Source organism: Streptomyces sp. NPDC022552 (assembly GCF_055561875.1).
Map to the genome: position 1 here is coordinate 869,437 of NZ_JBVHGJ010000002.1, position 24,313 is coordinate 893,749.

The window sequence follows — 24,313 nt, forward strand, 5'->3', positions numbered from 1 at the left end:
CGATGCTCCTGAGCAGCGTCCGGACGCGCTCCTCCACCCCCCACACCCCCACACATCCCCACACCCCCCGTCTCGGGAGGAACGCGATGCGCAGTAGAAAGCTGTCCATGGCGGCACTCGCCGCTGCCGCCCTCTTCCTGCTCCCCATGTCGTCGGCGACCGCCGCGCCGACCGGCGAGGACGTCTCCACCCAAGCGAGCCTCGCGTACAAGCGGCTGAACATCACCATGCAGGCACAGCAGAAGAGCAACTGGTGCTGGGCCGCGGGTGGCAACACCATCGCCACGTGGTTCGGCCGGAACTACAGCCAGAACCAGTTCTGCAACGCCGCCTTCAACCGCCGGCAGGGCTACGACTGCCCGAACGATCAAGCCACGCTCGGGAACGTGCAGACCGGTCTGCGCTGGGCCGGCGTCAACCCCGGCTCGTACGTGACGGGCTGGCTGCGCTACGCGACCGTGCAGAGCGAGATCAACGCCGACCGCCCGATCGAGACGCGGATCCAGTGGGCGAGCGGCGGCGGCCACATGCATGTGATCTACGGGTACGACGACGCGAACAGCTGGGTCTACTGGGGCGATCCCTGGCCCTCCAGCGACCGCTACAACTGGGCCTCGCACGCCTGGTACGTGGACAACGGGTCGTTCTCCTGGACGCACTCGCTCTACCGGATAGGGGCGTGACGACGATGACGACACGTACACGCGCGATCGGCGCCGGGTTCCTGTCCGCGGCCGCGCTCGTCGCGCTCGGTGCCGTGCCGGCCGGCGCTGCCGAAGCGCCGCCGACGGCGGCCACTCCGGAGGCCGCGGCGTCCGCGCCCGCGACCCTGGACACGCTCTCCCGGTTCTTCGCCCGCGACGGAGCCGTCGCGCGGTCGGCCGCCCGGCCCCGGATCGAGGGCGCGTCCGTGCCGGTGCGGGTCCTGTCCCCGGACTTCGTGGCAGGGAAGGCGGGCGCGCCCCTCGCTCGCGTTGAGTTCCGAGCGAGCAGGGCGGTCGCCTCGGACGGGCAGACGGCCTCGCTGTGGACCGCGCGGCGGGCGGACGGCGGCTGGCAGGTGGTGAACATCGCCACCGGCGACGACGAGGTCCGGTACGCGGCGCAGGGCGCGCGGGCGCTGCCCGGCGGGATCGTGTTCCGCGAGCCGCAGATCGACGCGTGGTACGTCCAGAAGGGCGCGAAGGTGCTGCCGCTGGACGAGGACGCGGTGCGGGCGGTGGGCCGGAACGGGACGAGTCTCGTCGCCTACCGGGAACGGGTCGTGCGGGCCTACGGGGACAAGCTGCCGGGGTCCGTGTACGCCGGGAAGGGCGCGGCCGGCGGTTACGGCACCGAGCCCGCGGCCCATCAGGAACCTCTCGTCACGGCCGTCGGCGCCACGGCGGGCGCGGGCGCGGTTCTGGCCCTGGGCCTGATCGGCGTACGAGCCTGGCGGCGCCGGTCCCTGGCCTGACCGGCGCGAGGACGCAGGGAGGCGGGGCGGGTGCGTCTGCGCCCGCCCCGCCCCCTCACTGCGCCAGATACCCCCCGTCCACCGGCAGGACCACGCCCGTGATGAAGGAGGCCTCGTCCGAGGCCAGGAAGAGGATGGCCGAGGCCACCTCCTCCGGGGTGCCGAAGCGGTGCATGGGGTGGAGCTCGACGATGTCCGAGAGGTACTCCTGGCCGCCCGGTTCCGTGCGGGCCGCGGCGACGCGTTCCGTCTCGATCGTGCCCGGCGCCACCGCGTTGACGCGGATGCCGCGCCCCGCCCACTCCACCGCCAGGTGCTTCGTCAGCCCCGAGGCCACGAACTTCGCCGGGCCGTAGACCGCCTGGCGGGCCTGGCCCGCCACCCCGGAGATCGACGAGGTGCAGACGATCGCCCCGCCGCTCTCCTGCCCGGCCATCGCCTCGATCGCGTACTTGCAGGTCAGGAACATGCCCTTGCCGTCCACGGCCATCACCCGGTCCCACTGCTCCCCGGTCGACTCCATGACGTCGGAGAGCGGAAGCACCCCCGCGTTCGCCACCAGGACGTCCAGCCGCCCGAACCGCTCCACCGCCGTCGCGATCATCCGGCGGGCGTCCTCCTCGCGCGAGACGTCCCCGACCACCGTCGCCATGCCCCCGCCACCACCGTCCGCGCCGTCACTCAGCGTCGCCAGTCGGTCCGCGTTCACGTCCGTGGCCACCACCCGCGCGCCCTCCCGCGCGAACCGCAGCGCCGTCGCCCGCCCGATTCCGCTGGCCGCGCCCGTGATCACGCACACCCGGCCCGCGAGCCGTCCCGTCGCCTGTCGCGTCGTCTCCGTCGTCATGCCCGGCCAACGAGCGCACGCGGCCTGAGTGTCGGCCCCCGCCAGTAGGGTGGGGAGCATGGCCGACCCCTCCAGCTACCGCCCCGAGCCGGGGCAGATCCCCGACTCGCCGGGGGTCTACAAATTCCGCGACGAGCACCGCCGGGTGATCTACGTCGGGAAGGCGAAGTCCCTGCGTCAGCGGCTGGCGAACTACTTCCAGCCGCTCGTGAGCCTGCACCCGCGCACGGCCACGATGGTCACCACGGCCGCGTCGGTCGAGTGGACCGTGGTCTCGACCGAGGTCGAGGCGCTCCAGCTGGAGTACTCCTGGATCAAGGAGTTCGACCCCCGGTTCAACGTCAAGTACCGGGACGACAAGAGCTATCCCTATCTCGCGGTGACCCTGAACGAGGAGTTCCCGCGCGTGCAGGTCATGCGCGGTCACAAGAAGAAGGGCGTCCGCTACTTCGGTCCGTACGCGCACGCGTGGGCGATCCGCGAGACGGTCGACCTGATGCTCCGCGTCTTCCCCGTCCGTACGTGCTCCGCGGGTGTCTTCCGCAACGCCGCCTCCGCCGGGCGCCCCTGCCTCCTCGGCTACATCGGCAAGTGCTCCGCCCCTTGCGTGGGCCGGGTCACCCCCGACGAGCACCGCGAACTGGCCGAGGAGTTCTGCGACTTCATGGCCGGCCGCACCGGCACGTACATCCGCCGCCTCGAGCAGCAGATGATGGAGGCGGCCGAGGAGATGGAGTACGAGAAGGCGGCCAGGCTCCGCGACGACATAGGGGCGCTGCGGCGCGCCATGGAGAAGAACGCCGTCGTCCTCGCCGACGCCACCGACGCCGACCTGATCGCCCTCGCCGAGGACGAGCTGGAGGCCGCCGTCCAGATCTTCCACGTCCGCGGCGGTCGCGTGCGCGGTCAGCGCGGCTGGGTCACCGACAAGGTCGAGGCCGTCTCCACGGCCGGCCTCGTCGAGCACGCGCTCCAGCAGCTGTACGGGGAGGAGAGCGGCGACGCGGTCCCCAAGGAGGTCCTCGTGCCGGCCGTGCCCGAGGACGCCGACGCCGTCAGCCAGTGGCTCAGCGGCCGCCGCGGCTCGCAGGTCTCGCTCCGTGTCCCCCAGCGCGGTGACAAGAAGGACCTGATGGAGACGGTCGCGCGCAACGCCCAGCAGGCGCTCGTGCTGCACAAGACCAAGCGCGCCAGCGATCTGACCACCCGCTCCCGGGCCCTGGAGGAGATCGCCGAGGCCCTGGACCTGGACTCCGCGCCGCTGCGGATCGAGTGCTTCGACATCTCGCACCTCCAGGGCCAGGACGTCGTGGCGTCCATGGTCGTCTTCGAGGACGGGCTGCCGCGCAAGAGCGAGTACCGCCGCTTCCAGATCAAGGGCTTCGAGGGGCAGGACGACGTCCGCTCGATGCACGAGGTGATCAGCCGCCGCTTCAAGCGCTATCTCGTCGAGAAGGAGAAGACGGGGGAGTGGGGGCAGGAGGGCGTCGCCGTCGACGCCGACGGCGACGCGGTGGACACCCACGGTGACGGGGCGGACGGTGTCGGCGTGCCGGTGGACGACACCCTGCCGGAGCCCGCCGCAGGCGCGGACGGCTCCGGCGCGAACGGCTCGGGCGCGGAGAGCTCCGGCGCGAACGGCTCCGGCCTCCACCGCGACGGTCCGCACCACCGCGGCGGCCCGCTCGTGGACGTCCCGCGCCACGACGGCCCGCTCGCCTCCGGCGAGGTGCCCGTCGACGACGGCCGCCCCAAGCGCTTCGCGTACCCGCCGCAGCTCGTCGTCGTCGACGGTGGGCAGCCCCAGGTCGCCGCCGCCCGGCGGGCCCTGGACGAGCTGGGCATCGACGACATCGCCGTCTGCGGCCTCGCCAAGCGGCTGGAGGAGGTCTGGCTGCCCGGCGACGACGATCCGGTCGTGCTGCCCCGCTCCAGCGAGGGCCTCTACCTCCTTCAGCGGGTACGTGACACGGCTCACGACTTCGCCATCCGCTACCAGCGCTCGAAGCGGAACAAGCGCATCAGGACCAGCCCCCTGGACGCGATCCCCGGCCTCGGCGATACCCGCAAACAGGCGTTGATCAAGCATTTCGGCTCGGTGAAGAGGCTCAGGCAGGCGACAATCGAGCAGATCTGCGAGGTGCCCGGCATGGGCAGGAAGACGGCCGAGGCCGTCGCCGTGGCTCTCGCCCAGGCGGCTCCGGCCGCACCCGCCGTGAATACGGCAACAGGAGAGATCATGGAAGACGACGGGGGCACCACGGCATGACCGAGCACGACCGTCAGACAGAGCAAGAAGTGCAAGAAGTGCAGCGAGAAGACGGAGCAGGACACGTGAGTACGGGCACGAAGGAGGCCGGTGAGACCGCCGACACGGCGGCCATCCCCGAGCTGGTGATCATCTCCGGTATGTCCGGCGCCGGCCGGTCCACCGCGGCGAAGTGCCTGGAGGACCTCGGCTGGTTCGTCGTCGACAACCTGCCGCCCGCGCTGATCCCCACCATGGTGGAGCTCGGCGCCCGTTCCCAGGGCAACGTGGCCCGGATCGCCGTCGTCGTCGACGTCCGCGGCCGGCAGTTCTTCGACGCCCTGCGGGAGTCCCTCGCCGCCCTCGACGCCCAGCAGGTCACCCGGCGGATCGTCTTCCTGGAGTCCTCCGACGAGGCCCTGGTCCGGCGGTTCGAGTCGGTCCGCAGGCCGCACCCGCTCCAGGGCGACGGCCGCATCACCGACGGCATCGCCGCCGAGCGCGACCTGCTGCGCGAGCTGCGCGGCGACGCCGACCTGGTGATCGACACCTCCAGCCTCAACGTCCACGAGCTGCGCGCCAAGATGGACGCCCAGTTCGCGGGCGACGAGGAGCCGGAGCTGCGGGCCACCGTGATGTCCTTCGGGTTCAAGTACGGGCTGCCCGTCGACGCCGACCTCGTCGTCGACATGCGCTTCCTGCCCAACCCGCACTGGGTCCCCGAGCTGCGCCCCTTCACCGGGCTCAACGAGGAGGTCTCGGCGTACGTCTTCAACCAGCCCGGGGCCAAGGAGTTCCTCGACCGCTACACCGAGCTCCTCCAGCTGATCGCCGCGGGCTACCGCCGCGAGGGCAAGCGGTACGTGACCATCGCCGTCGGCTGCACGGGCGGCAAGCACCGCTCCGTCGCCACGTCCGAGAAGCTCGCCGCCCGCCTCGCCGCGGAAGGGGTCGAGACCGTCGTCGTCCACCGGGACATGGGGCGCGAGTGAAGCCGTACCGCCGGCGTACGTCCACCCTCTCCGTACGTACGCTCCGCAGGCGCGGCGCCCAGCCCAAGGTCGTCGCGCTCGGCGGGGGCATGGGCCTGTCCGCCTCCCTCGCCGCCCTGCGCCGGATCACGGGCGACCTGACCGCCGTCGTCACCGTCGCCGACGACGGGGGCTCCAGCGGCCGGCTCCGGGAGGAGCTGGGCGTGCTGCCGCCGGGCGATCTGCGCAAGGCGCTCGCCGCGCTCTGCGGGGACGACGACTGGGGGCAGACCTGGGCCCGGGTCATCCAGCACCGCTTCCAGTCCAAGGGCGATCTGCACGAGCACGCGGTCGGCAATCTGCTGATCGTCGCGCTCTGGGAGCAGCTGGGCGACCATGTCCTCGCTCTGGACCTGGTCGGCAAGCTGCTCGGCGCGCACGGCCGGGTGCTGCCGATGTCGGCCGTGCCGCTGGAGCTGCAGGCCCTGGTCAAGGGGCACGATCCGGAGCGCCCGAACGACGTGGACACCGTCCGTGGCCAGGCCACGGTGGCCCTCACGCCCGGTGAGGTGCAGTCGGTGCACCTCGTGCCGAACGACCCTCCGGCCGTGCCCGACGCCGTCGCCGCGGTCCGGGACGCGGACTGGGTGGTGCTCGGTCCCGGCTCCTGGTTCTCCTCGGTGATCCCGCACCTCCTCGTGCCCGAGCTGCTCGACGCGCTCACCGAGACCAAGGCCCGCAAGGTCCTCTCGCTCAACCTCGCGCCGCAGCCGGGAGAAACCGAGGGGTTCTCTCCGCAGCGTCATTTGGAGGTTTTGGGACGACACGCCCCTAAACTCGCCCTGGACGTGGTGCTGGCCGACGAGGCCGCCGTGCCCGATCGCGAGTCTCTCGCCGACGCCGCCAAGCGGCTCGGCGCCGCGGTCGAGCTGGCGCCGGTGGCCCGTGCCGACGGTCTCCCGAAGCATGATCCGGAGCTGTTGGCCGCCGCGTACGACCGTATTTTTCGGATGCATGGAAGGATCGGCCCATGGCGATGACGGCAGCGGTGAAGGACGAGATCTCCCGGCTCCCCGTCACCCGGACCTGCTGCAGGAAGGCAGAGGTCTCGTCGATCCTGCGGTTCGCCGGCGGCCTGCACCTGGTGAGCGGACGGATCGTGATCGAGGCGGAGCTGGACACCGCGATGGCGGCGCGCCGGCTCAAGCGGGACATCCTGGAGATCTTCGGGCACAGCTCGGAGCTGATCGTGATGGCCCCCGGCGGGCTGCGGCGCGGCTCCCGCTTCGTCGTACGGGTGGTGGCGGGCGGAGACCAGCTGGCCCGGCAGACCGGTCTGGTCGACGGCCGGGGCCGGCCGATCCGCGGCCTGCCCCCGCAGGTCGTCTCGGGTGCCACCTGTGACGCCGAGGCGGCCTGGCGCGGCGCGTTCCTGGCGCACGGCTCGCTCACCGAGCCCGGGCGCTCCTCCTCCCTGGAGGTGACCTGCCCCGGCCCGGAGGCCGCGCTCGCCCTGGTGGGTGCGGCGCGCCGGCTGAGCATCGCCGCGAAGGCCCGTGAGGTACGGGGAGTGGACCGGGTGGTCGTCCGGGACGGGGACGCCATCGGCGCCCTGCTGACCCGGCTCGGCGCCCATGAGTCGGTGCTGGCCTGGGAGGAGCGGCGGATGCGCCGCGAGGTCCGGGCGACGGCGAACCGGCTGGCCAACTTCGACGACGCCAACCTGCGCCGCTCGGCGCGCGCGGCTGTCGCCGCCGGCGCCCGGGTGCAGCGCGCCCTGGAGATCCTCGGCGAGGAGGTGCCCGAGCACCTCGCCGCCGCGGGCCGGCTGCGCATGGAGCACAAGCAGGCCTCCCTGGAGGAGCTGGGCGCGCTCGCCGAGCCGCCGCTCACCAAGGACGCGGTCGCGGGCCGGATCCGCCGTCTGCTGGCGATGGCCGACAAGCGGGCGCAGGACCTGGGCATCCCCGGGACCGAGTCCAACCTGACGGAGGAGCTGGACGACAGCCTCGTCGGCTGACCCGAACGGGCCATCCCGTCCAACTCACCGCTGCCGGTGCCTTTCTGAGGCACCGGCAGCACCCGTTCGGCTCGCATGGCGCCCTTGACATGATCATGAACGGTGATCAGCCTGGCGTCTGTTCACTTTCGTGGCAGACAACAGCAAGGGGGGCTTATGAGACGCAGAGCGGGAGCGATCCTCGCCGCGGCTTCACTGCTGATCGCGGGACTGGCGGCGGCACCCGTCGCCGGAGCGGAACCTCGGAGCACGAGCGGCGACGGCGACGCCGTTTCTGTATGGCGCGCGAAGGTCACCAAGGAACAGGTACCGCTGCTGCTCGAAGCGGGCACCGACGGCCATGAGCTGACGGAACAGGTGCCCGAGAAGGGCTCCGCCACGCTGGAGCTGTACCTCACCGACAAGCAGGCCGGGCAGCTGCGCGGCAAGGGCGTCGAACTCGACGAGCACACCCTCTCCGCCCAGACCGAGAAGCGGGTCGCCGGCGCAGGGGACGGCGTCTTCCGCCCGTACGGCGGCGCGGGAGGTCTCAAACAGGAGATCCTGGCCACCTCCCAGGCCCACCCGGACCTCACCAAGGTCGTCTCCATCGGCAGGACGGTGAAGGGCCAGGACATCCTCGCCGTCAAGGTCACCAAGGGCGCCAAGAAGGCCAGGGACGGCTCGAAGCCCGCGGCCCTGTACATGTCCAACCAGCACGCCCGAGAGTGGATCACCCCCGAGATGACGCGGCGGCTGCTCCACCACTACCTCGACGGGTACGGCACGGACTCACGGATCACGAAGATCATCGACTCCACCGAGCTCTGGTTCGTGCTCTCCGCCAACCCGGACGGCTACGACTTCACCCACGCCGACCCCGGCAACCGTCAGTGGCGCAAGAACCTCCGCGACAACGACGGCGACGGCCGCGTCGAGCCCGGCGACGGCGTCGACCTCAACCGTAACTTCTCCTACAAGTGGGGCTACGACAACGAGGGTTCGTCCCCCGACCCCGCCGACGAGACCTACCGCGGGCCCGGCCCGATGTCCGAGCCCGAGACGAAGGCGATCGACGCCTTCCAGAAGCGCATCGGCTTCCAGTACGGCATCAACTACCACTCCGCCGCCCAGCTGCTGCTCTACGGCGTCGGCTGGCAGGTCGCCACCGACACGCCCGACGACGTGGCGCTCAAGGCGCTGGCCGGCACTCCGACCAACTCTGCCGTGCCCGGCTACCGCCCGCAGGTCTCCTCCGAGCTCTACACCACCAACGGTGAGGCCGACGGACACGCGGCGAACGTCAACGGGATGCAGATGTTCACCCCCGAGATGTCGACCTGTGCCACCGCCTCCCGCGTCGACCCGAACGATGCCTGGGAGCCCGCCGACTGCGCCTCCGTCTTCACCTTCCCGGACGACGAGAAGCTGATCCAGGCGGAGTTCGCCAAGAACGTCCCGTTCGCGCTCGCCGTCGCCGAGACCGCCGCCCACCCGGACCGGCCCGTCTCCGTCACCGGTCTCGGCGCGCCCGACTTCACCCCGCACACCTTCACCACCTCCTACGCCCGCGGCGGCGACCAGGAGATCGCCGTCACCGCCCGGAAGTCGCTGCGCTCCAAGGAGCTCAAGTACCGGATCAACGGCGGCCGCACGCACTCCGAGCGCCTGGAGGCGTGGGAGGGCGGCGAGACGTACGGCGGCGAGGACAACCTCTACTTCGACCAGTACCGGGCCGAGGTCGAGGACGCCGGCCCGGGCGACACCGTCGAGGTCTGGTTCACCGCCCGCACCCGCGAGGGCAGGGCGTCCTCCTCCACCCCGTTCACGTACACCGTGGCCGAGCGCCCCCGCGGTGACGTGCTCGTCCTCGCCGAGGAGGGCGGCACCACCGCGGCGCGGCACACCGCCGCCTACCGCGGCGCGCTCGCCGGCACCGGACGCGGCTCCGCCGTCTGGGACGTCGCCATCCAGGGCGCCCCCGACCCGCTCGGCGTGCTGAGCCACTTCCGTACCGTCGTCTGGTACACCGGCGCCGAGGCACCCTCGGGGCCCGTCACGATGGCCGTACGGGACTACCTCAACGAGGGCGGCAAGCTGGTCAACGCCGGTGAGAAGTCCGGTGGCCTCGTCGACATCGGCCGGGCCACGTCCAACGACTTCGCCCAGTACTACCTCGGCGCCTACCACCGGGCCGGACTGAACGGACCGCCGTCCTTCGCCGGAGCCGGCGGCTTCGGCGGCGCCACCGGCACCCTCGGCGGCGCGGCCGGCAACCCGCTGGACGACGCCGGCGCGTACACCGTCACCTCGGACACCCTGAAGCCCCGGCAGTTCCCGCAGTTCGGCAGCAGCAGGTCCGCCGGCGACTACCCCGGCGTCCGCACCCCGTTCGAGCCCTACGAGGGCACGTCCTTCGTGGCCGTACGGCACGTCGACGACACCTGGACGCGCCTCAGCCGCACCGTCGACCTCACCGGCGTCACCGCGGCGCAGGCACCGAGTCTGCGCTTCCAGGTCAGCTACGACACCGAGCCCGGCTACGACAACCTCGTCGTCGAGGCCCACACCGTCGGCCAGGACGACTGGACCACGCTGCCCGACGCCAACGGCGGGACCTCCGCCGCAGCCCCGGCCGACTGCGGCGAGGGCTACTACGTCCAGGGCCACCCCTTCCTCGCCCACTACCTGACCGTCGGCGAGGACGGCTGCGCCACCACCGGCACCACCGGTGCCTGGCACGCCTTCACCGGCCCCTCCAACGGCTGGCGGCAGGCGTCGATCGACCTGAGCGCCTACGCGGGCAAGCAGGTCGAGCTGTCGATCTCGTACGTCTCGGACCCCGGGACCGGCGAGATGGGCGCCTTCGTCGACGACACCGCGCTCGTCGTCGGCGGCACCGCGGGCCAGAGCGAGGGCTTCGAGACCGCCCTCGGCGCCTGGTCCGTACCAGGTCCGCCGGCCGGCAGCCCCGGGAACGGCACCGAGTGGACCCGGTCCGCGGGGCTCTTCCACTCCCAGGCCGCGGTCACCACGCGCGACACCGTTCTGCTCGGCTTCGGCCTGGAACATGTCACGACCGCGGCGCAGCGCACGGCACTGATCCGCAAGGCGCTCGGCGTGCTGCACGGCTGAGCGGACACCCGCACCTTTGATCACAGTCAGTGATCGGGACGAATTGGGCACCGTGGCTCGAACCCGCCGGTAATAACGGGCCACGGTGCATTCACGAGGCATTCCGACCGCACGCGATGTCACTCTCAGCCGATGAGAGAGGTAGGGTCGTAAGCGGTCGGGGACATCCCTAAAAGAATCTCGCCGGCGTCGAAACCCGGCGTACCTAACGAGGAGATCGGTTCGTGACGATCCGCGTAGGCATCAACGGCTTTGGCCGCATCGGTCGCAACTACTTCCGCGCGCTCCTTGAGCAGGGTGCCGACATCGAGATCGTGGCTGTCAACGACCTGGGTGACACCGCGACCACTGCTCACCTGCTGAAGTACGACACGATCCTGGGACGCCTCAAGGCCGAGGTCACCCACACCGCCGACACCATCACCGTCGACGGCCACACCATCAAGGTGCTCTCCGAGCGCAACCCGGCCGACATCCCCTGGGGTGAGCTGGGCGTCGACATCGTCATCGAGTCGACCGGCATCTTCACCAAGAAGGCCGACGCCGAGAAGCACATCGCCGGTGGCGCGAAGAAGGTCCTCATCTCGGCTCCGGCCAAGGACGAGGACATCACCATCGTCATGGGCGTCAACCAGGACAAGTACGAGCCGGCGAACCACCACGTCATCTCGAACGCGTCCTGCACCACCAACTGTGTGGCGCCGATGGCCAAGGTTCTCGACGAGAACTTCGGCATCGTCAAGGGCCTGATGACCACGGTCCACGCGTACACCAACGACCAGCGCATCCTGGACTTCCCGCACTCCGACCTGCGCCGCGCCCGCGCCGCCGCGGAGAACATCATCCCGACCACGACGGGTGCCGCCAAGGCCACCGCCCTGGTCCTCCCGCAGCTCAAGGGCAAGCTGGACGGCATCGCCATGCGCGTCCCGGTCCCGACCGGCTCGGCCACCGACCTCGTCGTGGAGCTCCAGCGCGAGGTCACCAAGGACGAGGTCAACGCCGCGTTCAAGAAGGCCGCCGACGACGGCGCCCTGAAGGGCTTCCTCACCTACACCGAGGACCCGATCGTCTCCTCGGACATCGTCGGCGACCCGTCGTCCTGCACCTTCGACTCCTCCCTGACCATGGTCCAGGAGGGCAAGTCGGTGAAGATCCTCGGTTGGTACGACAACGAGTGGGGCTACTCCAACCGCCTCGTCGACCTCACCGTCTTCGTCGGCGACCAGCTCTAAAGCCTCCGGAACCGGCACCTCGATGTGAGCACAGGGCTCGGACAGCGCGATGATGCGCTGTGCGAGCCCTGTCTCGTGTGCTTCACCGCGTACCAAGGAGTCAGTAGAAGATGAAGACCATCGACGAGCTTCTCGCCGAAGGCGTCGCCGGCAAGCGCGTATTCGTCCGCGCCGACCTCAACGTGCCGCTGGACGGCACCACCATCACCGACGACGGCCGCATCCGCGCCGTCCTGCCCACGGTCAAGGCGCTGGCCGACGCCGGCGCCCGGGTCGTCGTGGCCTCGCACCTGGGCCGCCCGAAGGGTGCCCCGGACCCGGCGTTCTCCCTCGCCCCGGCCGCCGCGCGCCTCGGTGAACTGCTCGGCGCCGACGTGCCGTTCGCGACCGACACGGTCGGCGAGTCCGCCCGGGCGACCGTCGCGGGCCTCGCCGACGGCCAGGTCGCCGTCATCGAGAACCTCCGCTTCAACGCCGGCGAGACCTCGAAGGACGACGCCGAGCGCGGCGCGTTCGCGGACCAGCTGGCCGCCCTCGCCGACGTCTACGTCGGCGACGGCTTCGGTGCCGTGCACCGCAAGCACGCCTCGGTCTTCGACCTCCCGGCCCGGCTGCCGCACGCCGCCGGCTACCTCATCGCCACCGAGGTCGGCGTCCTGAAGAAGCTGACCGACGAGGTCAAGCGCCCGTACGTCGTCGTCCTCGGCGGCGCCAAGGTCTCCGACAAGCTCGCCGTCATCGACGCGCTGCTCGGCAAGGCCGACCGTCTCCTCATCGGCGGCGGCATGGCGTACACCTTCCTCTACGCCAAGGGCCTCGAGGTCGGCATCTCCCTGCTCCAGAAGGACCAGGTGGAGATCGTCAAGGAGTACATGAAGCGCGCCGAGGAGAACGGCGTCGAGCTCGTGCTCCCGGTCGACGTGCTCGTCTCCTCGGAGTTCCCGGACCTGAAGACCAAGGCCCCGGCCGACTTCGAGACCGTCGACGCCGACAAGATCCCGTCGACGAAGGAGGGCCTCGACATCGGCCCGAAGACGCGTGAGCTGTACGCGTCGAAGCTGGCCGACGCCGAGACCGTCTTCTGGAACGGCCCCCTGGGCGTCTTCGAGCACCCCGACTACGCCAACGGAACCAAGGCCGTCGCGCAGGCCCTGCTCGACAGCCCCGGCTTCACCGTCGTCGGCGGCGGCGACAGTGCCGCCGCGGTCCGCATCCTGGGCTTCGACGAGAATGCCTTCGGCCACATTTCGACCGGCGGCGGCGCCTCTCTCGAGTACCTCGAGGGCAAGACGCTCCCCGGCCTCGCCGCACTGGAGGACTGAACACCTGTGAGCAGCACCCGCACCCCGCTGATGGCGGGCAACTGGAAGATGAACCTCAACCACCTCGAGGCCATCGCCCACGTCCAGAAGCTCGCCTTCGCGCTGACCGACAAGGACTACGACGCCGTCGAGGTCGCGGTTCTGCCGCCCTTCACCGACCTGCGGTCCGTCCAGACCCTGGTCGACGGCGACAAGCTCAAGATCAAGTACGGCGCCCAGGACCTCTCGGCGCACGACTCCGGTGCGTACACCGGTGAGATCTCGGGCCTCATGCTGTCCAAGCTGAAGTGCGCCTACGTCGCCGTGGGCCACTCCGAGCGCCGGCAGTACCACGCCGAGACGGACGAGATCTGCAACGCCAAGGTCAAGGCCGCGTTCAGGCACGGGATCACCCCGATCCTCTGCGTCGGGGAGGGCCTGGACGTCCGCAAGGCCGGCCGGCAGGTCCAGTACACCCTCGACCAGCTCGACGGCGGCCTGAAGGACATCCCGGCCGAGCAGGCCGAGTCCATCGTGATCGCGTACGAGCCGGTGTGGGCCATCGGCACCGGCGAGGTCGCCACGCCCGACGACGCGCAGGAGGTCTGCGGGGCGATCCGCGGACGGCTCGCGGAGCTGTACTCGCAGGAGCTGGCCGACAAGGTCCGCATCCAGTACGGCGGCTCGGTCAAGGCCGGCAACGTGGCCGCGATCATGGCGCAGCCCGACGTCGACGGTGCCCTGGTGGGCGGCGCGGCGCTGGACTCCGACGAGTTCGTCAAGATCGTCCGCTTCCGCGATCAGTGACCTGATCGGTGAGTAGGCGGTAGCGACGATCCGTCGTACCCTTGCGGGGGTCGGGCTGGAGATGCCCGGCCCCCGTCCGTATAAGTCCGAGGAAGTTGGTCCAGCCGTGGTTATGGGGTTCTCGATCGCCCTGATCGTCTTCAGCGCGCTGCTGATGCTGCTCGTGCTGATGCACAAGGGGAAGGGCGGCGGCCTCTCCGACATGTTCGGCGGTGGCATGCAGTCGTCCGTCGGTGGCTCCTCGGTTGCCGAACGCAACCTGGACCGCATCACCGTAGTGGTCGGTCTGCTGTGGTTCGCGTGCATTGTCGTACTTGCCCTCCTGATGAAGGCAGGCGTGTAACTCCAATCACTGGACGCGCGTTGGGCCTTACGTAGACTGGGGCATCTTCGAGCACCATCACGCAGGGAGTTACGACCGTGGCAAGTGGCAACGCGATCCGGGGAAGCCGGGTCGGAGCGGGGCCGATGGGGGAGGCCGAGCGGGGCGAGTCGGCACCGCGCCTCCGCATCTCCTTCTGGTGCTCGAACGGGCACGAGACGCAGCCGAGCTTCGCCAGTGACGCACAGGTTCCGGAGACGTGGGACTGCCCGCGCTGCGGCTTCCCGGCCGGTCAGGACCGGGACAACCCGCCGGACCCGCCGCGCACCGAGCCGTACAAGACGCACCTCGCGTACGTACGAGAGCGGCGCAGCGACGCGGACGGCGAGGCGATCCTCGCGGAGGCGCTGGCCAAACTGCGCGGCGAGATCTGAGCGTGGTGTGACAGTGTGACGAACGGGCCCAGCCCGCGAACTCGGTTCGCGGACAGGGCCCGTTCACGTATCCCGCCCGCTCTAGCGGTGGTTGTCGGGAATGTGCGCGGTGAGCGCCATCGCGGCGGTCGCCCGCGCGTACGTCAGCTGCGCCACGCGCGCGTAGAGGCAGTCCAGGATCAGCAGTACCGAATGCCGGGTCCCGAAGCCGCCGCGCCGGAAGCTGGTCTCGGCCGACGTCGACGTCAGGTGGAGCGAGGCGGCGCGGGCGACGGGGGAGCGGGGGTCCCCGGTCACCGCGACCGTCCGAGCGCCCCGTTCGGCCGCGAGCCGCAGCGGGGAGAGGACCTCGCGGGTCGCGCCGGAGTGGGAGAGCGCCACCACCGCGTCCGCGGGCGTGAGCAGCGCCGCCGAGGTCTCCGCGGCGTGCACCTCCGTCCAGCCGCGGGCGTCGCAGCCGATGCTGAAGAGCCGCGCCTCGGTCTCCAGGGCCACGACACCGGAGGCGCCGACGCCGTAGACGTCGATACGGCGGGCCTTGGCCAATGCCCGCGCGGCCCGCTCCAGCGCGTCGAGGTCCAGGTGTTCGGCCGTGCGGCGCAGGGCCCGCAGATCGGCCTGGGCGACGGCGGCGACGACCTGGTCGAGCGGATCGTCGGGTCCGATGTCCGGGCCGAGGGGGCGTTCCCCGCCGGCGCCTTCGTTCTCGCCCCGCTCCTGGGCGAGCGCGAGCAGCAGCTCCTGGTACGAGCCGAGGCCGAGGGCCCGGCAGAAGCGGGTCACGGTCGCCTGGGACGTACCGGTGCGTCGGCCCAGCTCCGCGGCGGAGACCCCGGGCACGCGGTCCGGATCGTCGAGGACCCAGACGCCGACCTTGCGCAAGGAACCGGACATGCGGGGCAGTTCGGAGCGGATCAGAGCGGTGATCACGGGCGCGTTCCCTCCTGCCCCGCCTGATGCGCGGGTCTTGTCGAGCGGTGAATCTATCAACCACCATGCGGGCTGATGAACGAATCCGGGATTCAGTCGTGCGTGCTCGGGATCGACGCCGGGGGTACGCGGATCAGGGCGCGGCTCGCCGACGCGGCGACGGGCGCGGTGCTGGGAGAGGGCGTGGGCGGCCCGGGGAACGCGCTGAGCGTCGCGCCCGCCGATCTCGTACGGAATCTGGCGCGGGCCCTGCGGGACGCCGTGCCGCACGGCCGGGCGGGCGCGGTCGTCTCGGTGGTGGCCGGCTTCGCGGGCGGCGGGCCGGGCGGAGGCGTGGCGAACGCCCGCGGGGCCCTCGGGGAAGCCCTGGGGCGGGTGGGGGCCTGCCCGGCGCGGATCGAGGTGCTCGGGGACGCCGACATCGCCTTCGCCGCCGGGCCGGGGACCCCGGCGGACGGTCTGGTGCTGATCGCGGGCACGGGCGCGACGGCCGCGCGGGTGGAGCGGCGCCGCGCGGTGCGGGCCGTGGACGGGGACGGCTGGCTCCTCGGTGACGCGGGCAGCGGCTTCTGGCTGGGGCGCGAGGCGCTGCGGGCGGTCCTGCGCTCCCTGGACGGGCGCGGCCCGGCCACGAGCCTCGCGGGGGCGGTGGGGGAGGTGTGCGGGGGTCTGACCAAGGAGGCCGTCGTCGGGTACGGGTTCGGCGGCCACCCCGTCCGCCTCGCGGCGCTCAGCCCGTTGGTGGTGGCGGCGGAGGAGGCCGGGGACGAGGTGGCGTGTTCGCTCCTCGACGGAGCGGCGGCCGAACTGGCGTCCACCGTAGGCGCGTTGGGGCCGCGGCCGGGGGAGCCGCTGGTCGTCACGGGTGGCCTGATCGGTCCCGTCGGGCCGCTCCTGCCGCGTCTCGCCGAGCGGGTGGGCGCGTGGGGCCTCGCTCTTTCCCCGGTCCCGGACGGCGTGCCGGGCGCCGTGGCCCTGGCCCGGCTCTCGCGCTGACGGCCGGCGCGCGGGCCCGGGTGGCTCAGGTGGTGCTGTCCGGGGTGGTGCCGGGGGCCGTGTGCAGGATGGCGCGGGCCTGCTCCGCGGCGCGGGCGGTGCTCTCGGAGACGAAGTCGAGGAAGCGGGCGATGTTTTCGAGGCGGGTGCCGACCGGGGTGCCGGTGCCGTGGACGCCGACGCCCTGCCGCGCGATGTCGCTTATGTGAGCGGTGGTGCGGGCGCTGGCCATCATCGACTGGTACCAGACGTCGTCGTCGACGACGTAGCGCTCACGGCGCCGTTCGTCGCGTTCCCGCCGGACCATGCTCTGGGACTCGAGGAACGTGATCGCCTTGGAGACGGACGCCGGGCTGACCTGGAGGCGCCCGGCCAGTTCGGACGCGGTGAGACTGCCCGTGTCGGCGAGGCAGAGGCAGGCCATCACCCGGGACATCATCTTGGGCATGCCCGACTGCATCATGACGGTGGTGAACACCTCCTCGTACTCGCGTACGGCCTCGGTGTCGCGTCCGCCGGCCTGTGGGGGTGACTCCGACGGCGCCGCCTGCCTGCGACGGTGGGCGCGGCGCTCGGTGGCGCGGTGGGCCAGGTCGGCGCGGTAGGCGGTGGGGCCGCCGTTGCGCATCACCTCACGCGTGACGGTCGAGGTCGGGCGTTCGAGGCGCCTGGCGATCTCGGCGTAGGCGAGGCCGTCGGCCAGTCCCAGCGCGATCTGCTGGCGTTCGGGCTGGGTGAGTCTGCCTCCGGGCATCGCGGTCTCCTTCATCGGCCGTAGAGATGTCAACCATAGCGTTCATCCCTCCTTCATTGCAACGAACCTGTTGGAGATCGTTGCGTTACTTTTGGATTCGTTGCAACGAAATTGCTGCTACTGCCTGCGAAAACGGCGAGAGTGTGCAACGAGTGTGTTGCCAAGTTCATGAACGCAACGTAGCTTTCCATCATCAGAAACAGCGGGCCGACGGAGCGCACGCTGAAGACGAAGGAGAGCGTCATGCAGCAGTTCGACACCACCGCCCCCGTCCTCGCCGTCCTGGACATCCCCGCGGGACGCATCCGGCTCATCGCCGCCGACCGGACCGACGCCACGGTCGAGGTCCGGCCCGCGAACGCCGCGAAGAGCCGGGACGTGCGGGCGGCGGAGGAGACCACGGTCGACCACACCGAAGGCGTCCTGCGGATCCAGGCCCCGCCGGCGAAGAAGGAGATGCTCGGTGCCTCCGGATACGTCGAGGTGACCGTCCATATGCCCGCTGGCTCCCGGGTCGAGGCGAAGGGCGCCGACGCCGAACTCCGAGGCGTCGGACGGCTCGGCGACGTCACCTTCGAGAGCGCGCAGGGCACGGTCGAGCTCGACGAGGCCGACAGCGCCCGCCTCACCCTCCTCGCCGGCGACATCTCGGTCGGCCGTCTGGGCGGCCCCGCGGAGATCAGCACCCAGAAGGGCGACCTCCGGATCACCGAGGCCGTGCGCGGCACCGTCACGCTGCGCACCGAGTCCGGGGACGTGTCGGTCGGCGCGGCCCGCGGAGTCTCCGCCTCCCTGGACGCCGGTACCGCGTACGGCCGGATCCACAACGCGCTCAAGAACGCCGACGGCGCGCCCGGCCTGACCCTTCACGCCACCACGGCCTACGGCGACATCACCGCCCGCAGCCTCTGAAGCGCCGCCACTGCCGCCGTACCCGCACACCCACAACGCGAAGGAGTACCACCATGTCCCTCCCCCTCACCGGCCAGGACCGCCCGGAACTGCAGAAGGCCATCCAGGAGATCGTCGATTCCGGGTTCGCCGGGGTCCAGCTGCGCGTGAACGACGAGCGGGGCGAGTGGGTCGGCAGCGCCGGCGTGAACGAACTGGGCGAGAGTGCCAAGCCCGCGACCGACGGACGGTTCCGGATCGGCCGCACCACCAAGACCTTCACCGCGACCGTGGTGCTGCTGCTGGTGGCCGAGGGCAGGTTCGGGCTGGACAGCCCGGTGGACGACCACCTGCCCCGGTTCGGTCTCGACCGGCGGATCACGGTGCGGATGCTCCTCCAGCACACCAGCGGACTGTTCAACCACACCGGCGAGTACGGCGACGACGGGACGGTCACGCCGGGCATCCCCTGGCAGGGCCAGGAGTACGTGGACCGCCAGTTCCACACCTACGACCCGGAGGAGCTGGTCCGGCTCTCCCTGTCCAAGCCGGCGCGGTTCGAGCCGGGGGCGGACTGGAGCTACTCCAACACCAACTATGTGCTGGCCAAGTTGCTGATCGAGGAGGTCACCGGCCGCTCCCTGGCCGAGGAGACGGAGCGGCTGATCCTGCGGCCGCTGGAGCTGTCGGGAACAGTGGTGCCGGGCGACTCGCCGGAGATCCCCGAGCCGCACGCTCACGGCTACTACCGGTACGAGGACGCCGGCCAGTGGAAGGTCGTCGACGTCACCCGGTTCAACGTCTCCTGGATCTCCGCCGCCGGTGACATGATCTCGACCACCAAGGATCTCCACACCTTCTTCTCCGCACTGAACAGCGGCAAGCTCGTGCCCGCACCGCTGCTGGCCGAGATGCGCACGCCGCATCCCAAGCTGGGCTACGGCCTGGGGGTGTTCGTGGAGGAGACGGAGGGCGGCGGCACCGTCCTGCACCACAACGGCGGCTTCTTCGGCTGGGCGGCGCTGATGTACAGCACGCCCGACGGCAGCAGGACCCTGACCGCCTCGCTGACCACCGGGGACGCCGATCTCGACTTCGCCGCCACCGCCGCGGCGTTCCAGAAGGCGCAGAAGGCCCTCGTCCAGGAGGTGTTCGGCGCGCAGGCCGGCTCGGCCGACGCGGCGAAGGGCGCCGAGTAGACCGGGCCGGACACCATGGGCCGTACGCGGGCCGTCTCCCGCAACCCCGTCCCGCCCGAGGGCGGCGTGCTCCGGCATCGCGTCGGTGTACGCCGCCCCGTCGGCGTTCTCGGGCCCTTGACCGAGGAGGGTGTTGCTGGTTCATTGAATCGGAATGCCCGTCAGGATCCGGTTCATCGAACCAATGGAGGCTGGACATGCCCCAACCCGCCCTCGGTGCCGCTGTGTTCGCCGACCACGCACGAGAGGTAGTCGAGCGGGTCGTCGCCGGCAACAAGGACTCCGTCGTCGCCGCCGCCCGGCTCTTCGCCGACTGTGTCGCCGCCGACGGGGTGATCCACGCCTTCGGCACCGGGCACTCGCAGGCCGCCGCCCTGGAGATCGCGGGCCGGGCCGGCGGGCTCGTGCCCACCAGCCGGATCGCACTCGCCGACCTCGTACTGCGCGGCGGCGAGGACCCCTCCGTACTCGCCGATCCGCTCCTGGAGCGCGCCCCCGGCCTCGCCGACCGGCTCTACGCCCTGGCCACGCCCCGCCCGCAGGACCTGTTCGTCATCATCTCCAACTCGGGCGTGAACAACGCCGTCGTCGACCTGGCGCTCAAGGTGACCGCCGCCGGTCACCCGCTCGTCGCGCTCACCTCGCTCGCGCACACCCGCGCCGTCCCCGCCCCGCACGCGAGCGGACGGCGGCTCGCCGACCTCGCCGACGCCGTCCTCGACAACGGCGCGCCCACCGGCGACGCCGTGCTCCCCCTCCCGGACGGCACGGGCCTCTGCGGGGTCTCCACCCTCACCTCCTCCCTCCTCGTGCAGATGGTCGTCGCCGAGTCGGTCGCCCTCCTCCTCGCCGAGGGCCACGAACCGCCGGTGTACGTCTCCGCCAACCTCCCCGGCGGCCACGAGCGCAACGCGGACCTGGAGGCCCGCTACGCAGGTCGGCTGCATCGCGGCGGCCACTGAGCCGTCGCGCGCCTTCCGCCCCCACGATCAATTAGGTTGGAGTCGCAGCGGGGCAAGCAGGCAGGAAGAGAAGAAGTAGGCGATGTCCGAGATGAACGCACAAGGACGCACGAGGCTCAACCGGCTCCCCGAATGGGCCGCCCTCGGCAAGCACCGCGAGCAGCTGGGAGCCACCCATCTGCGCGAGCTGTTCGCCGCCGAACCGGGTCGTGGCACCGCGTACGCACTGCGCGTCGGCGACCTGCACCTGGACTACTCCAAGCACCTGGTCACCGACGAGACGCTGACGCTGCTGCGCGAGTTGGCCACGGCCACCGGTGTGGCCGAGCTGCGCGACGCCATGTTCCGCGGCGAGAAGATCAACACCACCGAGGACCGCGCGGTCCTCCACACGGCGCTGCGCGCCCCGCGCGACGCGGTCATCGAGGTCGACGGCGAGAACGTCGTCCCGGCCGTCCACGCCGTCCTCGACAAGATGGCCGCCTTCGCGGACAAGGTCCGCGCCGGCGAATGGACCGGACACACCGGCAGGCCGATCAAGAACATCGTCAACATCGGCATCGGCGGCTCCGACCTCGGCCCCGCCATGGCCTACGAGGCCCTCCGCGCCTACACCCAGCGGGATCTGACGTTCCGCTACGTCTCCAACGTCGACGGCGCCGACCTCCACGAGGCCGTCCGTGACCTCGACCCGGCCGAGACGCTCTTCATCGTCGCCTCGAAGACCTTCACCACCATCGAGACGATCACCAACGCCACCTCCGCCCGCGACTGGCTCCTCACCGGGCTGCGGGCCGGTCAGGACGCCGTCGCCAAGCACTTCGTCGCCCTGTCGACCAACGCCGAGAAGGTGCAGGACTTCGGCATCGACACGGCCAACATGTTCGAGTTCTGGGACTGGGTCGGCGGACGGTACTCCTACGACTCCGCCATCGGCCTCTCCCTGATGATCGCCATCGGTCCGGAGCGCTTCCGCGAGATGCTCGACGGCTTCCACCTCGTCGACGAGCACTTCCGGACCGCCCCCGCGGAGGAGAACGCGCCGCTGCTCCTCGGCCTTCTCGGCGTCTGGTACGGCGGCTTCTTCGACGCCCAGTCGCACGCCGTCCTGCCGTACTCGCACTACCTGTCGAAGTTCACCGCCTACCTCCAGCAGCTCGACATGGAGTCCAACGGCAAGTCCGTCGACCGCGACGGCAACCCCGTCGACTGGCAGACCGGACCCGTCGTCTGGGGCACCCCCGGCACCAACGGGCAGCACGCCTACTACCAGTTGATCCACCAGGGCACCAAGTTCATCCCGGCCGACTTCATCGGCTTCGCCGAGCCCGTCGCCGACCTCGCCCCGGGGCTCGCCGCCCAGCACGACCTGCTGATGGCCAACTTCTTCGCCCAGACCCAGGCGCTCGCCTTCGGCAAGACGCCCGAGGAGGTACGGGCCGAGGGCGTCGCCGAGGAACTCGTCCCGCACAAGACCTTCCAGGGCAACCACCCCACCACCACGATCCTGGCCAAGGCACTCACCCCCTTCGTGCTCGGCCAGCTCATCGCGCTCTACGAGCACAAGGTGTTCGTCCAGGGCGCGGTCTGGAACATCGACTCCTTCGACCAGTGGGGTGTCGAGCTGGGCAAGGTCCTCGCCAAGAAGATCGAGCCCGTGCTCACCGAAGGCACCGGCGGCGAGGAGCTCGACGGCTCGACCGCCGCGCTCGTCGACACATACCGGACGCTCAGGGGCCGCTGACCGATGAGGGGGGAGAACACGGTGCGGCTGCGGCCGCCGAGCAACTCGCTGGACGAACGGGCCGTCGGCTGGTGGCGCACCCAGTGGCTGGTGACCACCGCCGTACCGGTGGTGGTCCTCGGCGTGCTCGGGGCGCTCATCACGCCGGCCCGGTTCTGGCTCTGGCTGCCCGCCGCCGTCCTGGCGGCCGTCGGCCTCGCCTGCACCGCGTTCTTCCCCCTCTGGTGGTTCCGCTTCCACCGCTGGGAGGTCACCGAGGACGCCGTCTACGTCCGCACGGGGGTCTTCTGGCAGGAGTGGCGGATCGCGCCCATGTCCCGTATCCAGACCGTCGACACGGTCAGGGGACCGCTGGAGCAGTACTTCCGCCTCGCCACGGTCACCGTCACCACCGCCTCCTCCAAGGGCGCGATCCGCGTCGAGGGTCTCGACCACGAACTCGCCGCGGATCTCGCCGAGAAGCTCACCCGCATCACCCAGGCCACGCCCGGGGACGCCACATGAGCGAGGAGTGGCGGCGCCTGGACCGGCGTACGGTCCTGGTCACCGCCGTCGTCCTCGCGGGCGTCGCCGCGGGCGCGGCCCTGCCCACCTTCTTCGCCCTCCGCAATGCCATGCCCGCCTGGAGGGCCGTCGGCTGGATCCTCGCCGGGGCGGTACTCCTCATCGGCGCCGGCGCGGCCGCCGACCACATCCGTTGGCGGCGCACCCGCTACCGCATCGGTGCCGAGCGCAGCGAGATGGGGGTACCCCCGGCCGAAGGCTGGGGGAGGGTCGAACTCCACACCGGACTCCTCCTGGTCAAGCGGCGCTCGCTCGCCCGCGAACGCATCCGCAGCGTCGACCTCACCGCCAACCCCTTGCAACGCGTCCTCGGGCTGGTCAAGGTCCGCATCGGCACCGGCGAGCACAACGGCGGCGAGTCCACCCTCGAACTCGACCCGGTCGACCGGGCCGAGGGAGAACGGCTCCGCCGCGAACTGCTCGACCGGGCGCCCACCGGCACCGAGGACACCCATCACGACGGCGCGCTCGCCGTGCTCGACCGGGGCTGGATCCGCTACGCCCCGGTCTCCTTCGTCACCGTGGCCCTCGGCGGCGCGGCCGCCGGAGCCGTGATGCAGGTCAGCGAGTGGTTCGGGGCTCAGGGCGAGGTCATCGACTGGATAGGCGACCGCTTCCAGGACACCTCGGTCGTCTCCATGATCCTCGTCCTCATCGCACTGGCCGTCGTCGTCGGGACCGTCGGCGCCCTCGGCCTCTGGGTCGAGATGTGGTGGAACTACCGCCTGGAGCGCGAGCCCGGCGGCACCCTGAGGGTCCGCCGCGGGCTCCTCACCGCCCGCTCGATCTCCATCGAGGAACGCCGGCTGCGCGGGGTCGAACTGGTCGAGCCGCTCGGCGTACGGATGTGCAGGGCCGCCCGCGTCGACGCCGTCGCCACCGGACTCGCCGAGCACGACGAGGACGAGCACGCCGATAACAAGACCCTGCTGCCCGCCGCGCCCCGCGCGGTCGCCGACCGGGTCGCCGCGCAGGTGCTGCGCGAGTCCGAGTCCCCGACGAGCGCGCCGCTGACCGTCCATCCGCGCGCGGCCCGCACCCGGCGGCTGCGCTGGGCGCTGTGGAGCGCGCTCACCCCCGCCGCGGTCCTCGCCGTCCTCGGCGCCCTCCTCACGCCCGTCCTGCTGTACGTGGCCGTGGGCTGCGCCCTCGTCCTCGGCCCGCTCGCCGTGGTGGGCGCGCGTGACGCCTACCGCAACCTCGGGCACGGCGTCAGCGGCGACTACCTGCTGGCCAGGTCCGGCACGGTCCGCCGCACCACGGTCGCCCTCCAGCGCGGCGGCGTCATCGGCTGGACCGTCAAGCAGTCGTACTTCCAGCGCCGCGCCGGCCTGGTGACGCTCACCGCGACGACCGCGGCGGGCTCGGGCGCGTACGACATCCACGACGCCGGGCAGGGCGAGGGGCTGGCCTTCGCCGCGGAGACGGTGCCCGACCTGCTCGCTCCCTTCCTGGAACCCGTACGGGAAACGCCGGAGGCCCGGTCCACCGTGCGGTGAACCGGGCCTCATCGAGCGT

22 protein-coding genes are annotated in these 24,313 nt (G+C 71.3%); 19 read left to right on the forward strand and 3 right to left on the reverse strand.

Annotation, left to right across the window (positions count from 1 at the left end; genetic code table 11):
- Window positions 1-86: 86 nt before the first annotated feature.
- Both ACZ3OF_RS08845 and ACZ3OF_RS08850 read left to right on the forward strand, forming a co-directional pair.
- Window positions 87-683, forward strand: a complete 597-nt coding sequence (locus tag ACZ3OF_RS08845; RefSeq protein ID WP_361669147.1) for a papain-like cysteine protease family protein — start codon at window positions 87-89, stop codon at window positions 681-683.
- 5 nt (window positions 684-688) lie between these two features.
- Window positions 689-1,456 (forward strand): hypothetical protein, encoded by a 768-nt coding sequence (locus tag ACZ3OF_RS08850; RefSeq protein WP_361669144.1) that lies wholly within the window; start codon window positions 689-691, stop codon window positions 1,454-1,456.
- A 55-nt stretch (window positions 1,457-1,511) separates the two neighbouring features.
- On the opposite strand, the gene ACZ3OF_RS08855 is transcribed toward ACZ3OF_RS08850, so the two are convergent.
- The gene (locus tag ACZ3OF_RS08855) at window positions 1,512-2,303 is read right to left on the reverse strand and encodes an SDR family NAD(P)-dependent oxidoreductase (protein WP_361669142.1); all 792 of its coding nucleotides are present in this window, start codon (window positions 2,301-2,303) and stop codon (window positions 1,512-1,514) included.
- Between the two features lie 58 nt (window positions 2,304-2,361).
- Between ACZ3OF_RS08855 and uvrC the strand changes: the two genes are divergently transcribed.
- From uvrC to ACZ3OF_RS08905, 10 genes are all read left to right on the forward strand, one after another.
- Window positions 2,362-4,572 carry an excinuclease ABC subunit UvrC gene (uvrC, locus tag ACZ3OF_RS08860; RefSeq protein ID WP_361669139.1) on the forward strand — a complete coding sequence of 737 codons (2,211 nt, stop codon included), beginning with the start codon at window positions 2,362-2,364 and terminating at the stop codon, window positions 4,570-4,572.
- The gene (gene rapZ, locus ACZ3OF_RS08865) at window positions 4,569-5,543 is read left to right on the forward strand and encodes an RNase adapter RapZ (RefSeq protein WP_361669136.1); all 975 of its coding nucleotides are present in this window, start codon (window positions 4,569-4,571) and stop codon (window positions 5,541-5,543) included. The genes uvrC and rapZ overlap by 4 nt, the downstream gene beginning before the upstream one ends.
- Window positions 5,540-6,562 carry a gluconeogenesis factor YvcK family protein gene (locus ACZ3OF_RS08870; RefSeq protein WP_361669134.1) on the forward strand — a complete coding sequence of 341 codons (1,023 nt, stop codon included), beginning with the start codon at window positions 5,540-5,542 and terminating at the stop codon, window positions 6,560-6,562. Before rapZ ends, ACZ3OF_RS08870 begins: the two co-directional genes overlap by 4 nt.
- Entirely contained in the window at window positions 6,553-7,542 is a 990-nt protein-coding gene (gene whiA, locus ACZ3OF_RS08875; RefSeq protein ID WP_260228643.1) for a DNA-binding protein WhiA, read from the forward strand. The genes ACZ3OF_RS08870 and whiA overlap by 10 nt, the downstream gene beginning before the upstream one ends.
- Window positions 7,543-7,698: 156 nt before the next feature.
- Window positions 7,699-10,656 (forward strand): M14 family metallopeptidase, encoded by a 2,958-nt coding sequence (locus ACZ3OF_RS08880; protein WP_361669131.1) that lies wholly within the window; start codon window positions 7,699-7,701, stop codon window positions 10,654-10,656.
- A 224-nt stretch (window positions 10,657-10,880) separates the two neighbouring features.
- Window positions 10,881-11,891 (forward strand): type I glyceraldehyde-3-phosphate dehydrogenase, encoded by a 1,011-nt coding sequence (gap, locus tag ACZ3OF_RS08885; protein ID WP_361432667.1) that lies wholly within the window; start codon window positions 10,881-10,883, stop codon window positions 11,889-11,891.
- A 110-nt stretch (window positions 11,892-12,001) separates the two neighbouring features.
- Window positions 12,002-13,213 carry a phosphoglycerate kinase gene (locus tag ACZ3OF_RS08890; protein WP_361669129.1) on the forward strand — a complete coding sequence of 404 codons (1,212 nt, stop codon included), beginning with the start codon at window positions 12,002-12,004 and terminating at the stop codon, window positions 13,211-13,213.
- Window positions 13,214-13,243: 30 nt separating this feature from the next.
- Window positions 13,244-13,999: a triose-phosphate isomerase gene (gene tpiA / locus ACZ3OF_RS08895; RefSeq protein ID WP_361669751.1), complete on the forward strand. Its 756-nt coding sequence runs from the start codon at window positions 13,244-13,246 to the stop codon at window positions 13,997-13,999.
- A gap of 112 nt (window positions 14,000-14,111) precedes the next feature.
- Window positions 14,112-14,342 carry a preprotein translocase subunit SecG gene (secG, locus tag ACZ3OF_RS08900; protein ID WP_361432662.1) on the forward strand — a complete coding sequence of 77 codons (231 nt, stop codon included), beginning with the start codon at window positions 14,112-14,114 and terminating at the stop codon, window positions 14,340-14,342.
- A 77-nt stretch (window positions 14,343-14,419) separates the two neighbouring features.
- Entirely contained in the window at window positions 14,420-14,755 is a 336-nt protein-coding gene (locus ACZ3OF_RS08905; RefSeq protein WP_003976875.1) for an RNA polymerase-binding protein RbpA, read from the forward strand.
- A gap of 81 nt (window positions 14,756-14,836) precedes the next feature.
- On the opposite strand, the gene ACZ3OF_RS08910 is transcribed toward ACZ3OF_RS08905, so the two are convergent.
- Entirely contained in the window at window positions 14,837-15,685 is an 849-nt protein-coding gene (locus tag ACZ3OF_RS08910; protein WP_361669125.1) for a MurR/RpiR family transcriptional regulator, read from the reverse strand.
- Between the two features lie 75 nt (window positions 15,686-15,760).
- On the opposite strand from ACZ3OF_RS08910, the gene ACZ3OF_RS08915 reads away from it, so the two are divergent.
- Entirely contained in the window at window positions 15,761-16,681 is a 921-nt protein-coding gene (locus tag ACZ3OF_RS08915) for an N-acetylglucosamine kinase (RefSeq protein WP_361669123.1), read from the forward strand.
- A 25-nt stretch (window positions 16,682-16,706) separates the two neighbouring features.
- On the opposite strand, the gene ACZ3OF_RS08920 is transcribed toward ACZ3OF_RS08915, so the two are convergent.
- Window positions 16,707-17,435, reverse strand: coding sequence for a helix-turn-helix domain-containing protein (locus tag ACZ3OF_RS08920; RefSeq protein ID WP_361669120.1), 729 nt, complete (start codon window positions 17,433-17,435; stop codon window positions 16,707-16,709).
- Window positions 17,436-17,678: 243 nt separating this feature from the next.
- Between ACZ3OF_RS08920 and ACZ3OF_RS08925 the strand changes: the two genes are divergently transcribed.
- From ACZ3OF_RS08925 to ACZ3OF_RS08950, 6 genes are all read left to right on the forward strand, one after another.
- Window positions 17,679-18,347, forward strand: a complete 669-nt coding sequence (locus ACZ3OF_RS08925) for a DUF4097 family beta strand repeat-containing protein (protein WP_361669117.1) — start codon at window positions 17,679-17,681, stop codon at window positions 18,345-18,347.
- Window positions 18,348-18,400: 53 nt separating this feature from the next.
- The gene (locus ACZ3OF_RS08930) at window positions 18,401-19,525 is read left to right on the forward strand and encodes a serine hydrolase domain-containing protein (RefSeq protein ID WP_467303595.1); all 1,125 of its coding nucleotides are present in this window, start codon (window positions 18,401-18,403) and stop codon (window positions 19,523-19,525) included.
- A gap of 197 nt (window positions 19,526-19,722) precedes the next feature.
- Window positions 19,723-20,487, forward strand: a complete 765-nt coding sequence (locus ACZ3OF_RS08935; RefSeq protein ID WP_467303596.1) for a sugar isomerase domain-containing protein — start codon at window positions 19,723-19,725, stop codon at window positions 20,485-20,487.
- 91 nt (window positions 20,488-20,578) lie between these two features.
- Window positions 20,579-22,231 carry a glucose-6-phosphate isomerase gene (gene pgi / locus ACZ3OF_RS08940; RefSeq protein WP_467303841.1) on the forward strand — a complete coding sequence of 551 codons (1,653 nt, stop codon included), beginning with the start codon at window positions 20,579-20,581 and terminating at the stop codon, window positions 22,229-22,231.
- A 3-nt stretch (window positions 22,232-22,234) separates the two neighbouring features.
- On the forward strand, window positions 22,235-22,735 hold the full coding sequence (locus ACZ3OF_RS08945) for a PH domain-containing protein (RefSeq protein ID WP_467303599.1): 501 nt from the start codon (window positions 22,235-22,237) through the stop codon (window positions 22,733-22,735).
- Window positions 22,732-24,294 (forward strand): PH domain-containing protein, encoded by a 1,563-nt coding sequence (locus ACZ3OF_RS08950; RefSeq protein ID WP_467303601.1) that lies wholly within the window; start codon window positions 22,732-22,734, stop codon window positions 24,292-24,294. Before ACZ3OF_RS08945 ends, ACZ3OF_RS08950 begins: the two co-directional genes overlap by 4 nt.
- The last annotated feature ends 19 nt before the right edge of the window (window positions 24,295-24,313 follow it).

Coding starts and splice junctions, on each gene's coding strand:
- ACZ3OF_RS08845 (WP_361669147.1), top strand. CDS start 87: ATGCGCAGTAGAAAGCTGTCCATGGCGGCACTCGCCGCTGCCGCCCTC.
- ACZ3OF_RS08850 (WP_361669144.1), top strand. CDS start 689: ATGACGACACGTACACGCGCGATCGGCGCCGGGTTCCTGTCCGCGGCC.
- ACZ3OF_RS08855 (WP_361669142.1), bottom strand. CDS start 2,303: ATGACGACGGAGACGACGCGACAGGCGACGGGACGGCTCGCGGGCCGG.
- uvrC (WP_361669139.1), top strand. CDS start 2,362: ATGGCCGACCCCTCCAGCTACCGCCCCGAGCCGGGGCAGATCCCCGAC.
- rapZ (WP_361669136.1), top strand. CDS start 4,569: ATGACCGAGCACGACCGTCAGACAGAGCAAGAAGTGCAAGAAGTGCAG.
- whiA (WP_260228643.1), top strand. CDS start 6,553: ATGGCGATGACGGCAGCGGTGAAGGACGAGATCTCCCGGCTCCCCGTC.
- ACZ3OF_RS08880 (WP_361669131.1), top strand. CDS start 7,699: ATGAGACGCAGAGCGGGAGCGATCCTCGCCGCGGCTTCACTGCTGATC.
- ACZ3OF_RS08890 (WP_361669129.1), top strand. CDS start 12,002: ATGAAGACCATCGACGAGCTTCTCGCCGAAGGCGTCGCCGGCAAGCGC.
- tpiA (WP_361669751.1), top strand. CDS start 13,244: ATGGCGGGCAACTGGAAGATGAACCTCAACCACCTCGAGGCCATCGCC.
- secG (WP_361432662.1), top strand. CDS start 14,112: ATGGGGTTCTCGATCGCCCTGATCGTCTTCAGCGCGCTGCTGATGCTG.
- ACZ3OF_RS08915 (WP_361669123.1), top strand. CDS start 15,761: ATGAACGAATCCGGGATTCAGTCGTGCGTGCTCGGGATCGACGCCGGG.
- ACZ3OF_RS08920 (WP_361669120.1), bottom strand. CDS start 17,435: ATGCCCGGAGGCAGACTCACCCAGCCCGAACGCCAGCAGATCGCGCTG.
- ACZ3OF_RS08925 (WP_361669117.1), top strand. CDS start 17,679: ATGCAGCAGTTCGACACCACCGCCCCCGTCCTCGCCGTCCTGGACATC.
- ACZ3OF_RS08930 (WP_467303595.1), top strand. CDS start 18,401: ATGTCCCTCCCCCTCACCGGCCAGGACCGCCCGGAACTGCAGAAGGCC.
- ACZ3OF_RS08935 (WP_467303596.1), top strand. CDS start 19,723: ATGCCCCAACCCGCCCTCGGTGCCGCTGTGTTCGCCGACCACGCACGA.
- pgi (WP_467303841.1), top strand. CDS start 20,579: ATGAACGCACAAGGACGCACGAGGCTCAACCGGCTCCCCGAATGGGCC.
- ACZ3OF_RS08945 (WP_467303599.1), top strand. CDS start 22,235: ATGAGGGGGGAGAACACGGTGCGGCTGCGGCCGCCGAGCAACTCGCTG.
- ACZ3OF_RS08950 (WP_467303601.1), top strand. CDS start 22,732: ATGAGCGAGGAGTGGCGGCGCCTGGACCGGCGTACGGTCCTGGTCACC.